General features: G+C 37.7%; 12 protein-coding genes. 4 read left to right on the plus strand and 8 right to left on the minus strand.

The annotated features are described in order from the left end of the window. Positions 1-92: 92 nt before the first annotated feature. The 7 genes from BOW57_RS05165 to BOW57_RS05195 form a co-directional block, all read right to left on the minus strand. Positions 93-848, minus strand: a complete 756-nt coding sequence (locus BOW57_RS05165) for a PcfJ domain-containing protein (protein ID WP_241687393.1) — start codon at positions 846-848, stop codon at positions 93-95. A 368-nt stretch (positions 849-1,216) separates the two neighbouring features. Beyond that, the gene (gene istB / locus BOW57_RS05170; RefSeq protein ID WP_073411995.1) at positions 1,217-1,954 is read right to left on the minus strand and encodes an IS21-like element helper ATPase IstB; all 738 of its coding nucleotides are present in this window, start codon (positions 1,952-1,954) and stop codon (positions 1,217-1,219) included. Positions 1,955-1,966: 12 nt separating this feature from the next. Beyond that, complete coding sequence (gene istA, locus BOW57_RS05175) at positions 1,967-3,520, minus strand: IS21 family transposase (protein ID WP_073414698.1); 1,554 nt, start codon at positions 3,518-3,520, stop codon at positions 1,967-1,969. Between the two features lie 317 nt (positions 3,521-3,837). Continuing rightward, complete coding sequence (locus tag BOW57_RS05180; RefSeq protein ID WP_073411759.1) at positions 3,838-4,131, minus strand: putative quinol monooxygenase; 294 nt, start codon at positions 4,129-4,131, stop codon at positions 3,838-3,840. 101 nt (positions 4,132-4,232) lie between these two features. After that, positions 4,233-5,093 (minus strand): AraC family transcriptional regulator, encoded by an 861-nt coding sequence (locus BOW57_RS05185; RefSeq protein WP_129053271.1) that lies wholly within the window; start codon positions 5,091-5,093, stop codon positions 4,233-4,235. A gap of 73 nt (positions 5,094-5,166) precedes the next feature. Next, on the minus strand, positions 5,167-5,733 hold the full coding sequence (locus BOW57_RS05190; RefSeq protein ID WP_073411755.1) for a hypothetical protein: 567 nt from the start codon (positions 5,731-5,733) through the stop codon (positions 5,167-5,169). Positions 5,734-6,191: 458 nt separating this feature from the next. Continuing rightward, complete coding sequence (locus BOW57_RS05195; protein WP_129022524.1) at positions 6,192-6,530, minus strand: hypothetical protein; 339 nt, start codon at positions 6,528-6,530, stop codon at positions 6,192-6,194. A 163-nt stretch (positions 6,531-6,693) separates the two neighbouring features. Between BOW57_RS05195 and BOW57_RS05200 the strand changes: the two genes are divergently transcribed. Then, a complete protein-coding gene (locus tag BOW57_RS05200) occupies positions 6,694-7,692 on the plus strand; it encodes an MFS transporter (RefSeq protein WP_241687387.1) in 999 nt (332 codons plus the stop codon). A 507-nt stretch (positions 7,693-8,199) separates the two neighbouring features. Beyond that, positions 8,200-8,913 carry a hypothetical protein gene (locus BOW57_RS05205; RefSeq protein WP_129053272.1) on the plus strand — a complete coding sequence of 238 codons (714 nt, stop codon included), beginning with the start codon at positions 8,200-8,202 and terminating at the stop codon, positions 8,911-8,913. A 632-nt stretch (positions 8,914-9,545) separates the two neighbouring features. Here BOW57_RS05205 and dcm read toward each other — a convergent pair. Further along, positions 9,546-10,595, minus strand: coding sequence for a DNA (cytosine-5-)-methyltransferase (dcm, locus tag BOW57_RS05210; protein WP_129053273.1), 1,050 nt, complete (start codon positions 10,593-10,595; stop codon positions 9,546-9,548). Positions 10,596-11,221: 626 nt separating this feature from the next. Here dcm and BOW57_RS05215 point away from each other — a divergent pair. After that, entirely contained in the window at positions 11,222-11,920 is a 699-nt protein-coding gene (locus BOW57_RS05215; RefSeq protein ID WP_129053274.1) for a hypothetical protein, read from the plus strand. A gap of 189 nt (positions 11,921-12,109) precedes the next feature. Next, positions 12,110-13,492, plus strand: a complete 1,383-nt coding sequence (locus BOW57_RS05220) for a hypothetical protein (protein WP_129022521.1) — start codon at positions 12,110-12,112, stop codon at positions 13,490-13,492. Positions 13,493-13,663: the final 171 nt, after the last annotated feature.

Consider the following 13,663-nt stretch of genomic DNA (forward strand, 5'->3'; position numbering starts at 1 on the left):
AAGAGGAAGATTGCTATAAATCAGCAAGGAAAATTTCAGTGTCTGAAATGTTATAAAGCGGAAAAACCGAAAGTTCTTCGGTTTTTCCGCTTTTAGCATTGTTCTGCTTTCTTCTTTTTCATTCGGGAGCGAATCTGATAAAGGTTTTTTTTCATCAAACTGAAAATAGCTTTATGATGTTTTGAATTGTGATTCCTCAAACCACGGCACTGTGCTATTTCCATTTTAGAAAGAGAAACCTCTATAGTTTCGATTGGTTTGTTGTCAATGCGTGCAGAGAAGAGCAGGGAATCTATCTTTTTGAAATACTCATTGGTAAAAACACAGTGTCTCAGGCTGTCGCCTTCGGTCATAAATTCAGAAACATTCTCCAATACTGAAATAGTAATTCCTGCCCCTGAAAAGCATAACCCGAAAAACTGTTTTTTCTCCTCAGCATACAGACCTTGCGCTTTTTCTATTTCCGCACGCATTTTCACAAGATATTTTTTTCTCAGCAACTGCTGTTTTTTCTCCACCAATCTGTCATGCTCCAAGTGTAAATCAGCAGGACAGACGAGCAGGGCGGAGGTTATGTCTTTTTTAAACCAACGCAAAAGTTCGATATAATCCTCCCAAATTCCAAAATCGGAAACTGTATAATTCTTTTTAAGACATATTTTTACGGCCTGCCAGTTACGCAGGACATGCTGATGGGGAGATTCAAGGTAATAGCGGAGCCATGAAATCTGCCTAGTTTTCAGCAGAGTTTCAGCACAGTGGTCTTTTAATAATGATGAAAGCAACACCTGAGGTGCTACCTCATAAAAACTTGTCTTAAAGCCATTTCGTTTCAATACGGGAAGCACTTTCAAGCGTGGATAAAACCTGTAGGGGTTGATTCGATACTTGGGAGAGTTCTGAAAATCCTTTGGGCGGATTTCAAGGGGCGAATAGTACTGCCATGCATCCTGGATACAATCAGCTGGAAATGTTGTTTCCTTTTCTGACCATTTGCGCGCCCATCCTTAGGATAAAAAACAGTAATGCTGCCGGGGCTGTAAAACGATAAAAGATAAATAAAGTGTAAAACTCAGTGATATTGACCACTGTTTTCCAATTTAAAGTGACCACTTCGTTTCGGTTTAAAGTGACCATCTAATTTCGGTGCAAAGTGAGCACCTAAAAAACTACTTTTTTTCGTGTGTTAATTATTGTTTCAAATATAGATAAATAATTATTCCTTGATTATGCTTTTTTTCTTTCTCATTGATTCCCCATGCAGCTCAACCCTGTGGGCCTGATGTATTAATCTATCAAGGATTGCATCTGCTATGGTTTTCTCGCCGATTATGTCATACCATCCCTGAACGGGGATCTGCGAGGTTACTATAATAGAACCATTGTTGTGCCTGTCCTCGATGATCTCTAAAAGTGTGATTCTGTTCTGGCTGTCCAATGCCTGGAGTCCAAAGTCATCTAGTATGATAACATCCTGCCTTTGTATTTTCATCAGTTCTCTCAGGTATGTACCGTCTGCTTTGGCCATTTTCAGCTTTGCAAACAATTTTGCAGTATTAAAATAACTTACTCTATAGCCTTCAATACAGGCCTGATAACCAAGTGCTGTTCCTAAAAAACTTTTGCCGACACCTGTGCTTCCTGTGATTAGTATATTTTCATTCTTTTCTACAAAACTGCATTCTGCAAGCCGGAGTATAAGATTTCTGTCAATGTTCCGGGACTGGTCAAAATTGATGCTTTCAATATTTGATTTGTAATGGAAGAGTGCATTGGTAATACTGCGTTCAATACGCCTGTTGTGGCGTTCATCCCATTCGGCATCTATTATCATTGACATAAACTGGTCAATGGTATAATGATCGGTTTTACCGCTCTCGATAGCTGTCATGAAGGCGTTATGCATTCCATGAAGCTTCATCTGTTTCATTTTTGCTACAGTAGATTCATTCATTGTAAATTGATTTTAGTTATAATAATTTTTTCCTCTGATATTGCCGTGGTCGGGAAGATCCTGATCTTCTTCCTTTTCGTGTTCCATAGGTATCTTATCCAGACTGTTTTCTAAGATGTTCTGTATGGTTTTAAAATTATAAATCTTAAAGTCCAGAGCACGTTTGCAGGCATTTGCTAATCTTTCTGCACCTACTTTCTTTTCAAAAGACAATATGCCTAGACAGCTTTTATAGGCCTGCTCGGGGTGGTTCCTGCTTTCTATTATCTGCATAATATATTCTCCTACTGCCGGATCAATGCTGTTGGCCCATTCAATAAACCTTAAGGCATTCCACTGTGCTACAAACTGATGTGTGCTTGCCATATGTTCTGGATTTGTGGTATAGATGTAGGGCTTTGGATTTCTGATGTGTGTGGCTATACGGTTGTATTTGAAGTATATTTCAACAGTAGAGCTGGTGTAGAGCAGCTTTACTTTTTTCTTTAAATATTGATAGGGCACGCTATAGTAGTTTTTATCCTGGCTTAACTGGACGTGCCCGTTCTGCATTACTGTTGCCAGAGACTGGTATTTAATCTCAAAGCGTTCCAGAGGAAGAGGCTGCAGTTCATGTCTTTCATCTTCCATAAAGAGTTCAAAACGAGAGTATGGTCTTCCGGTAAGTTTCTTGTTATTATGCGCATCGAGCAGATTCCATATTTCCTGGTTCAGTTCTTCTATGCTGAAGTATTTAGAGTCTTTCAGATTTGCATAAATTCTTCTGTAAAGTATCTTGACTGCTCCTTCAACTAAAGATTTGTCTCTGGGCCTGTAGGCTCTTGCGGGCAGAATAGTGGTTTCATAATGTTCAGCTAAATCTGCAAGAGTTTCATTAATGGTGGGTTCGAAGCGGCTGGTTCTGACTACGGCAGATTTTAAGTTGTCAGGCACAATTGCGGCAGGCGTTCCTTGAAAAAAACGCATTGCATTTTCTACCGAAGCTACAAAATCTTCCTTCTGCTGGCTCATTGACGCTTCTGCGTAAGTATACTGGCTGGCACCGAGTATGGCAACAAAAAACTGTACTTCCTGAACCTCGGACGTGTTTTTGTCTATAATTGAGAGTGTCTTTCCAGCATAATCCACATACATTTTATCGCCAGCCTTGTGATTCATATGCATCACAGGGTTTACCTTGTTGCTCCAGTCTCTGAAGCGGTTCCTGAACTGCGTTACTCTAAGACCATCGGGATGGGTTTCAATATACCTTTCCCACATAGTTTGTATGGTGATGCCCACCTTTTTTAATTCCCGTTCCATCTGAGGAAAATAAGCATACAGATCTTCGATTCTTGAGGAAACAACTTCTGTCGGACCCTGAGAAAACAGCTCGTCCAATTCAGTGTCAGTTTTCTTGTTGACAGTTTCCAGGCTTAATCCCAGCACTTCAAATAAAGAGATATATTTTTTCACAGTATTTCTGGAAAGAGATAAATATCGGCTTATAAACAGCTTGCTTTTGCCGTTGCAGTGCAACTTAATGACTTTTCTGATTTTGTTCATGTCTAGTTTGTTATTTGCCATAGTCTGTAGTTTTTATACAGATCCATGGTTTAACAGCATGAAAAGAAGTAGTGTTAGGTGGTCAATTTGAACCGAAACAAGGTGGTCAGTTTAAATTGAAAAGGGGTGGTCAGTTTGACCCGAAATCGGTGGTCACTTTATGCTGAAAAAGTGTGGTCAATTTGACCGCTTTTTCCACAAAGGACGTAAGCTTTTTTGGGTTGATTTTTTAGATATGTAAAAAATGAGGAAGAGAAGATATTTTTTTGAACAATTAAGGGAGGATTTTGCTGAGTTTTTGCAAAATCCTCCCTTAAATATAATGGTATTATCTTAGGCTATTTGGCAGCTAAAATGTCCAATTTTTCAATAGACGGAGGTGTTGCCAATAGGTCTGGTGCATTTTCCATTAATGCTTTTGCGATCTTACCGCCAAGGTGTGCCTCTCTGCCTTCTTCGTTTGAAAAAGTATCGTAAATACCGAAGGTAGAAGCATCAATACGGAATGCATACCACGTAACGGTACCGGCTTCTTCAAGAGCAAGCGGTAATGCTCCTGTAATAAAATCTTCAACGTTTTTTTCTTGGCCGACCTTTGCTTCCAACCGAACTAACAATCCTAATTTTTTCATTGTTTTTATTTTTTAGTTAAACAATTCTTTAATCAGACAAAATTAGAAAAAACCAGCGCTGCTTCGTTTATTAGTTTGGTTCAATAAGTTATGAAAAGAGGTCAATTAGAGTGGATGTGGTTGGGGCTATACCCAAATTCATTTTTAAAGGCTGCACTAAAATTTGACAAGCTGCCATAGCCAAAGTCCATAAAAATTTCGGAAGGTGTGACTTGGTTATTATGTAACAATTCTTTGGCCTTGTTAAGCCGTTTTTGCTGAAACCATTTCCCTGGAGATTTCTGGTATATACTTATAAATTTTCTCTTAAAAGTAGAGGCACTCATATTGCACAGAAAGGCTATTTCGTCAATATTCAAGTTCGTATAAAGGTTCTTTTCAATTACCATTTTAAATGATAATTCTCTTTCATTGATTAGTAAATAATGTAAGTAATCTAAAAATACCGTCCCATATTTATCAGCCAGATAAAGCATTATTTCTTCAAATTTCAGTTCCAAAATCTTTTGAGAGATAGATTGTTGCAAACCAAAAATCTGTTGGAGCGAATGAATATAATGGATGATAAAATTGTCTTTCTCTAAGAGGAAATAAGGTAGATCCGTTATCTTTTTATCTGAGGCATTCTGACTGAAAGAATGGGAATGTTTCAATAAAAAATCGGTGATGTTTTTGTGAGAAAAGAAGAAGAGTAAACAACGGTATGAGCTTACACCTACCAGTTCGGTAACCAAAACATTATTAGATGTGATAAGTAGCGATTGTGTTTCATTGATTGAAATGATATCATTAGAAAAGTGAATGTTTTTTTGACCATCCAATAAGAAACTGAATACATTTTTATTCAGGCCAATCTTGTTTCTAGAACCGTTCTTATACACTTCGTAATTGAAAATTTGCAAATCCGAAGTATGAGTTTCGTTATGTTCCCATAGATCTTCGGGAAGGTTTGTAATGTCCATCGTCAAAATTAAATTGATTTTTTACGGAGTGTTCTTTGGTTGTGTCATTAAAAAATTCGTTCCAAAAGCGATTTTAGCCATTTGAGTTTTTTCTTGCTGTAAGAAGGGTACTTGATAACGCCTTACCACCTGACGAATAGATAAGCTCAAAAAGCTGTTGCTTTCTTTCATCCATCTTTTTCGGGAATATTTCCAAAAGTTTTTCCGAAACCTTTTCTGCAAAGCTATCTAAGCTTGTAAGGTCTTCTTTAGAAATATCCCAAAAACCTGCGGGAAGCCGAATCTCATCTTTTCCAAAATCTGTCCCGTTGTATCCGAGCCGGTATTCGGCACCGAGCAAGGTAAGACATACCATAAAAAGCTTTGTTTGCTTTTTGAAAATATACCGCCTTGCTTTTTTATCCAGATTAAATAATTCGGCTACCAATGGTTCCTGATCTGTACAGCTAAACATAATGTCCACTCTTCCATCGGGAAAAATAATGACTTCTTTATCTTCATCGGTATGATTGGCGCATAGCAGGAAACTCTCCACAAAACCGGAGAGCCGTTTGTCAGGAACAATTTTTATGTACTCAAAATCTTGCATCGTTTTTATGTGCATCTGACCTGGGAAGAAATATTGGATATTCTTAATCAATCTGTCAGATGAATTATATATGCAAAACTAACAAAAAAAAAACAGTCTAAAATACACCACCACACGCGGCAAATGCTGAGTGTGGTGGTGTAAGATTTTACCATTAATGAGGTCGTATGGGCTGTTACAACTCATAGATTTCTTTTAATGCTTCTTTCAATGCCAAAGGTTTTCTTCCCAAAAGGTTTTCCAGATCGTTTGTTACCTCTTCAAACTGGTGGTTTTTCTGATCTTCGGCAAAACCGGCGGTTAGTAAAATGGCAAATTCGGGAACGCCAAACTGCTTTAGTTTTTCGGTAAACTCTGTTGGGGCGGCATTGGTGTAAGAAACCGATTTGCCTGAACGATTTAGTAACCTAACCTTGTCATTTTAAGCCCAAAACTTGTCGGACACCTACTTCCAAATTTTGCCTCACGTTTTATAAACCACTGTATATGAACGGTCTTAACCGTTTTGCTTATTTTTGCTTTCTCCTAATATTTTTAGCTAAAAAATCGACTTTCACCGCTACATATTCGGCATAGCCACGGGCATTTGGTGAAAGTGCAAAAACCGCTTCGCCTACTTCAAAACCATCGGCACCTTCCGTTTTTTCTACAATTTCGCCAGATATATCCCAACCTATGGAAAAGATGAAAGCTGAGAATGCCAGTTTTGAAACTGGAAAGGCTGCTCTGCAAAACTGGTACAACAATGATCGCGGGGAATCGCTTTTTGCGGAACTGTCATTTAATTTTAAAAAAAAGTATGAGGAATAAAATAAAAAAAAGATGGAGTACAGTTTTATTGTTTTCATCTGCCCAAGCTCTTTTTCAGACGGGCTCTATATTGGTTATGGCTTTATCTGGTCTTGTCGGTTTAGAGATTGCGCCAGAGAAAAGTCTGGCTACGCTGCCCATTGCTATGATTTCAGTTGGAACCGTTCTTATGATGATTCTCGCTTCTCTTATTATTAAAAGATGGGCCAGAGAAAAGCATTTCTTATTGGGACAATCATCGGCGTGCTTGCGGGAATGCTTTCATTTTACGCTATTTTAAAAAACTCATTTGTTCTATTTGTTTTAGGAAACACCCTTATAGGAGTCTGCCAGGCTTTTACACAATATTATCGTTTTGCAGCCGCCGATTCGGTTCCTCAGAAGATCAAAGGAAAAGCAATATCATTTGTGATCGGAGGCGGAGTTGTGGCCGCAATTGCGGGACCGGCCTTAGCCAGATCTACCCAGAATATTGGCGCGGTTTCATTTGCCTATTCCTTTTTATCCATCTCTTTTTTGAGTATCATTTCTTTTCTGGTTAATTTTGGTCTAAAAGAGAAAAAACGTATAACGGCGCAGCAGAAGGATTTTCAGTTTAAGCAATCAAGACCGCTGGGGGAAATTATGGGACAGAATAAAACCATTTTGGCTTTATTATCCTCGGCAGTAGGATATTCCGTGATGATAATGATTATGACCGCAACACCTTTGGCAATGCACCACTGCGGCTATTCCGGCGATGATTCGTCTGTTGTGATACAGTGGCATGTGCTTGGAATGTTTGTGCCTTCTTTTTTTACCGGCACTTTGATTGAGAAATTTGGCACGGGCAGAATAATTCTGTCTGGTGTAGGCATACTGTTTTTGCATTTATATCTGGTTCTGACAGGCACTGATTTTCTTCATTTTGTGTCCGGTCTTATCTTTCTTGGAATAGGCTGGAACTTTATGTTTGTAGGCGGCTCAACTTTATTGTCAAAGGTATATCGAGAAGATGAAAAAGAAAAAGTCCAGGCTTTTCATGATTTTTTTGTTTACATTATCATGAGCATTTCGAGCCTTTCAGCAGGTGGCCTTCTGAGCAGGTGGGGATGTAAAGGAGTAAACATAGCTGCAATTCCAATGCTTCTAATTGTTCTCGGGGCTTTTGCAATTATGAAAGCGAAACATAAAAGAGAAAAAAGAGTGGCTGGTTTTTAACGCCAAGAAAGCGAATCATTTCAAACAAATAAAAAATGGCGCCAAATTGTCTTCAATTGGCGCCATTTGGCTTTGTGACCTCTACGGGACAAATTACAATAAACTTTTTGGAAGATTTGAAGAGATTGGCTTACTATAAGTAGTGCCTGTCTTTGATTGGCTTTGCATTTTTGGTTTAGATGTACCGTTGGGGATTGTTATATAAATAATAAAAACTCAAGTATTATATGGCTGTACACAGATATACAATTGTACAAATATTATTGAGGATTCATAAAGAATGTTTTAAGTTATGGCGGGATTGTCTTTCTTTGGCCTTATGAAATAATTAATTGTTGTTCCATTGGAGCTAAAAATTGGTTTATTTCTCCTTGGAATACTATGATATTGAAATCGCTTCATAATGATATTTCATGTGACAAACGAGATGAGTTTGTCAAATATATACAACATTGAAAACACCGAGTAACAAAAATTTTGTTACTTTCATAAATTAAAATCCTTAAAATGAGTATAAATTTAATGCCAATAGTGGAAGCTGTATATAATCATTACAGTGAATTTCCATATGTAAAATTGCTTATACGATATGAATTCTCTCCATCTGGAAGTTACAAGTTTTTGGTACGATATATTTCAGAATCGGGAGAAACAGTTTCTACAGAAATAGATTCTGATCCTATTGATAATGAACTAGAAAAAATTTCGGAATATTTTGAAACACTAATTAAAACCGAAGAAAAATTTAACCGTTTTATCATAGAAATAAACAAGGACAAAACATATTCTCACAGACTTTATTGGGATTTTAAAAAAGAGAAACAGGATTGGTTAAATACGGCGGAAGTTTTCTATCAGTGGGTAAATCAGGCTATGATGTCTATGATATTTGAATATGAGAAAGATAATGCGCTTTTGTCGGTGCAGTATGATGAAGATGGCGACTTAGAATATTTAAGTTCGTGGGACAGCGGTGTATTTACCTTTCATGTGAATGATAAAGAGGAACTAAAACACAGTGTATTGCTTACAAAGGATGGAAAGGAAAGAGAATTAGCGATGCCTTTGAAAGATTATTTTATTCATGGAATTCTGGAACACCATAAAGTAACCAATACTGATTTGGCCGATGTGTGGAAACCTTGGAATACCATGAAACTAAAGTCACTACATTACGATATTCCCTATGATAAAAGGGAAGAGTTTGTGCGGTACCTTTAGTTAACTTATTTGGAATTACTACTTTTATTATCAAAAAATTACGATAAACGAAAAGAGAAAAAAATCCTATATCCTTAACGGGATTTCGAACCATCGTTCAGCTTCGATTAATTCTCTGATAGCGCCACTTTAAGACTGTTTATTTCAAACAGACTAAGAATTTCTTGCGAAAAAAAAAATCGAACCGCAAATATTAGGCTGTAAAGGCTTGAAAAATCCACACATAAGGGAATAAAAAAAGAGACAACTATTTGATAGTTGTCTCCTTAAGTGATCTACGGGACAAATTACAATAAATTTTTTGGAAGATTTGAAGAGATTGGCTTACTACATGTAGTGTCTGTCTTTCATTGGCTTTATAATTTTGGTTTAGATGTACCGTCGGGGATGGATGTAAGAATTATAAAAACTCTATTGATTCATGGCATTAAACTAATATTTAAATTTACAAATTTTATGGAGGATTATAAAACAATTTTTTATGTTAGGGTAAGTTTGTCTTTCTTTGGCTCTATGAATAATTACTTGATTGCTGAGATATAAATCAATTTTTGTGGCCCAATCGAGCAGCAAGCTATAATCGAAAATATGAGAAGCAACAAGACAGTTCTCGAACCATTTATAAATGGAGTTTAACTGCTTTTTAATATTGCGGCCGTTTCAGCGGCAATTTTCTGCACAAGACCTAGCGTCACTGAATTACCTATCTGTTTGTAAAGGCTGCTTTTTGAAATTTCGGGAAAAATAAATTGGTCAACGGGAAATCCCTGCAGGGCAAAACATTCTCGGGGAGTCAGTTTGCGTATGCCGTAAGAATCTTTTATTATCGGCACATTATGGCCGCCCGTGCCCATGTTTGCTGTTAATGCTGGACAGACACTGTTTTTGTTTTCCTGGACATAAGTCCTGCGCCACTGATAAACCGCGGTATTTCGGGTGACATTTTTTTCAAGCTTTGTGTAGATAGAACTCTTGGCGGAGTAATAATAGCATTCCAGTTGTCTCTCTGTTTCCAGAAAATCCGCTACAGTTTTTGTCAAAGGTATTTTCTTTGGAAATTTAAATCTGAAGTGATTCGCTACCTGTAAAGGATCGAAACAGACGATGAAAATCCGTTCCCGATTCTGCGGTATATTGGAATGGGTCATTGTGTTGAGGACTTTATAAAATACCTTGTAACCCAGATCCCCTTCAAGAATGTCGAGTATTGTTTTGAAGCTCCGTCCTTTGTCGTGTTTTACTAAATTTTTTACATTCTCCAGTACTACTGCTTTTGGCCTGTGTTTTTCAATTATTTTTTTTATTTCAAAAAATAGCAATCCTCTGCTGTCTGAGAATCCTTTCTGGAGTCCGGCAATTGAAAAAGCCTGGCAGGGAAATCCTGCACAGAGCACATCAAATTTAGCTGGAATGGAATCCTTAACGTCCTGCAGCATGATATCACCTAGAGGCATCTCACCGAAATTTGTAAAATATGTTGTTTTAGCCGCCTTGTCCCATTCACTGGAATACACGCATCTTCCGCCAGCAGACTGCATTGCCATTCGGAAACCTCCAATGCCTGCAAATAGGTCTATAAAGGTAAAAGAGGTTTTCTCAGATGACGAAAATGGAAAAGACTTTACCTCAATTGATTGTTTTGGTAAGGCATTATTTTTACCAGCGGAATTAGAGTATATCATATCTGCATTTTTTTCAACACTTCGTTGTCAATTATGAATTAGACGATGATTCAAACTTATTTTGTTTTATGGCTCAAACGATATGATGTCTTTAATTGTCTCTAATTTCCGCCATTTGGCGGCAATAGAGTTCGACCGCAAGAATTGCAGTAAATTTAATGGTAAATTTGAAAATAATGTATTGGATATTCTGCGGGCATCCTAAAGGAATAATTATTATAACCTGTTAAATGCAGCAAGCACTGCCGATACCTCGAGCAGAGAAATTTCTGTAGGCTGTTTAGTTAGACGAACTGCTTTGCAGGCAGCCGATGCCGCTCATTTGTTCTGGAAATTTTATTAACGCAGCTGACAGCGTAAAAAAGAACAAGAGCCAATTTATTTTTTTTATTTTTATTATTTTTATTGAATTGGCTGCACAAAGCATTTGAGCATAAGGGTTTCAACGAAAGTTAAAAATCATCAATCAGATCTAGTATGATAATTTTTTTTAGTTAATTTTTTGCGATATGAAAACACCGGAAGAATTATATAGAGAGCTTCAATTAATGAGTCTGGGTTCAATGAGGAACTACACATGCATTCTTCTCACTGATACCTCCAACTATAAAGTTCATGGGACAGGTGTGTTTATCCAGATTCAAGAGCATTATTTTCTTGTATCAGCCGCTCATGTTTTTGACAGGTACAGGGATTTATTTATTTTCTTATCGGAAGATTATGAAACGATCAGGCCAGGCGGGACAACTTTTTATATTGGTCCTGCAAATAGGGAGAGAGATGGAGTAGATGTGGCGGTCTTGAAACTCAATGATAATTGCGTCCAGCATATTTTAAGAAGATACAGTTTTGTCCAGGCAGATGATCTTGCAATCAACCACACATTCAAAGACGGGGAGTGCTACACTTTTCTTGGTTACCCTGCAACAAAGTCTAAAGTTTTGTACAAGACCGATATTTTTGATGCCACCACGTTTTTTCATTTTACTTCGCCGGCGAAACTCGATCAATATTCTAATTTAAATCGAAATCCGGCAGTTAATGTTGTTGCCCACTATAATAAAAAATCTGCGTATAACAGCAGGAATGGCACCTTTGGAACTGGACCAGACCTTCACGGAATCAGCGGGTGCGGCTTGTGGTATACGGATCCTTCGCATTTGATTTCGGGAACTGTAAAGCCAAAATTAACTGCAATAATGACCGATTGGCCTGTCAAAAACCGATCTGTGATTATCGGGACCCGCATTGATGTTATAACCGGAATCATAAAGAAATATCTTGACGTCGATTTTCCTGAATCTTCGGTTGTAAGGGTACATTAAAATGTGGTGTAAAATATTGATTTTAGCAAAAATCTTTAGATTGATTGGCTCTCCAGAAATAAGAGAAATTGAGATATCAGGTAATTCTACCTGCGTTTTTTTCTGTTTTATTTTAATAAGTTTGGCCAGCTGCATATTTTATTCTGCGCCGTCTAAACTTAAATAATGCTTTAATTATAATTTATAATAATGAAAGACTACTTTCAAAATGATGTGCCCATACTGCTAAAGCTGTCAGAGCATAAAGAACTGCTGGACGGCTTTCCCGGTGAAAGCGGAGATTCGCAGTTTGATGCGAGACTGATTTATAACCAGAGAAGACCTGAAGAGGCGCAGCTGATTATTTATTATAAGCCCTCTGATCATCTGTACGAGAAATTCAGAGCACTTGCAGAAGCAGGAACCAGCATCCTGGACTTGGTAAATCCTGCATTATCGCCATATAAATGGGTGAACCCGGAGTTTTTTGAGTTTTCTGAAAGCTCTCTGATAGATTTTCATGGAACTAATTATTTCGATCATGACAAGAAATCCGTCATACTGGTTATTCGAAATTTCTGTCTTTTCCAGAATGGAAGGTATGCCGCTGACGCAAGATTCAGCCTGGCAGACAATGCCATTTCCCATCTCACAGGATATATCCAGTACGGCCAGCTTGGAACTTATGATTCAGATGACAAATTCATTGAACGGAACCATAACAGATGGACCAGGTTTGGTCCTGTCGAATTTATGCTTTCATTAAGCCATTCCTATAAACAGGGCGAACCAAAGAAGGATTTTGTAATAACCAGAGATGCGCAGCTGGCTCTAAGGGATGACAGCGAAAAAGTTAAAGATCTGGAGCTGCTTTCCCTCGGAGAAGACTTATGCCTGCTGATGTCCCTGTACTGGGAGAAGAACATTGATTTTTTCAATGCCCTGCTCAGGGTGAATGATAGGGATAATTTTGGCACCAGAGAAGTCTTTAAGCTTTCCGGCGAAAACTTTGATTCCTCGCAGGAATTTCATTTGAAGGACAAATATCAGAATATTTACGATTTTGCAGATTCGGTAAATTTTGAGAAATTCCAAACTTTCAGGGAGCTTATACAGGAGGCTGTTCCCAGACTCGTAAGGATAAAGCACCTTGATGATATTTCAGCTTTCATGGTTCTTTACAACATCGTTGAAAAGTTCAGGAACTATTTTCTAAATGAGCCCTTGGACGGCAGTGCTTTCACTGTCAAGGAAGAATATGCTTTTACAGGATCAGAAAGCTCTATTAATAAGTTCATAAAAAAGAAGATAAAAGAAATCGGTGAAATAGTCGCGGACGCAGATAAACAGGAATTTGATTCTAAAGCTTTTGAGAAAGTATCCTTTATTAAAAAGACCGGCCTAATCGATCAGTTTGAGGGTTTTATAAAATATCTCCATCTGGATCCGAACGATTATGATGTGGAATTTGGCCAGCTTATTAAAGTCAGGAACCTGATTTATCATGGAAATCCGCCCGACAGGGATTTATCGCTCTGTAATAAGGAGCTTAAAGCGCTTGTCTATGATATCATACTTGCCATTATTGCCTGATACTTTTTAGCATTCCGCTTGTGATGCCTTGGGAGCCTATTTTAAATATCGGAGCAGCCAAAATGGAAGGGAAAACGATTATTGACCATCAAAACCATTCGCCTGCGCTTTATGTCAGCAGAAAAAGAGACAATTATTGGTTAATTGTCTCTTTAATAAATGTGAAGATTT

It is taken from the genome of Flavobacterium sp. YO64, assembly GCF_004119505.1.
In the GTDB taxonomy this organism is placed as follows: domain Bacteria; phylum Bacteroidota; class Bacteroidia; order Flavobacteriales; family Flavobacteriaceae; genus Flavobacterium; species Flavobacterium oncorhynchi.

Excerpts from the sequence above, each read along its gene's own strand:
- istB (WP_073411995.1), bottom strand. The coding sequence starts at position 1,954 with ATGAATGAATCTACTGTAGCAAAAATGAAACAGATGAAGCTTCATGGA.
- istA (WP_073414698.1), bottom strand. The coding sequence starts at position 3,520 with ATGGCAAATAACAAACTAGACATGAACAAAATCAGAAAAGTCATTAAG.
- BOW57_RS05180 (WP_073411759.1), bottom strand. The coding sequence starts at position 4,131 with ATGAAAAAATTAGGATTGTTAGTTCGGTTGGAAGCAAAGGTCGGCCAA.
- BOW57_RS05185 (WP_129053271.1), bottom strand. The coding sequence starts at position 5,093 with ATGGACATTACAAACCTTCCCGAAGATCTATGGGAACATAACGAAACT.
- BOW57_RS05195 (WP_129022524.1), bottom strand. The coding sequence starts at position 6,530 with ATGAAAACAATAAAACTGTACTCCATCTTTTTTTTATTTTATTCCTCA.
- BOW57_RS05200 (WP_241687387.1), top strand. The coding sequence starts at position 6,694 with ATGGGCCAGAGAAAAGCATTTCTTATTGGGACAATCATCGGCGTGCTT.
- BOW57_RS05205 (WP_129053272.1), top strand. The coding sequence starts at position 8,200 with ATGAGTATAAATTTAATGCCAATAGTGGAAGCTGTATATAATCATTAC.
- dcm (WP_129053273.1), bottom strand. The coding sequence starts at position 10,595 with ATGATATACTCTAATTCCGCTGGTAAAAATAATGCCTTACCAAAACAA.
- BOW57_RS05220 (WP_129022521.1), top strand. The coding sequence starts at position 12,110 with ATGAAAGACTACTTTCAAAATGATGTGCCCATACTGCTAAAGCTGTCA.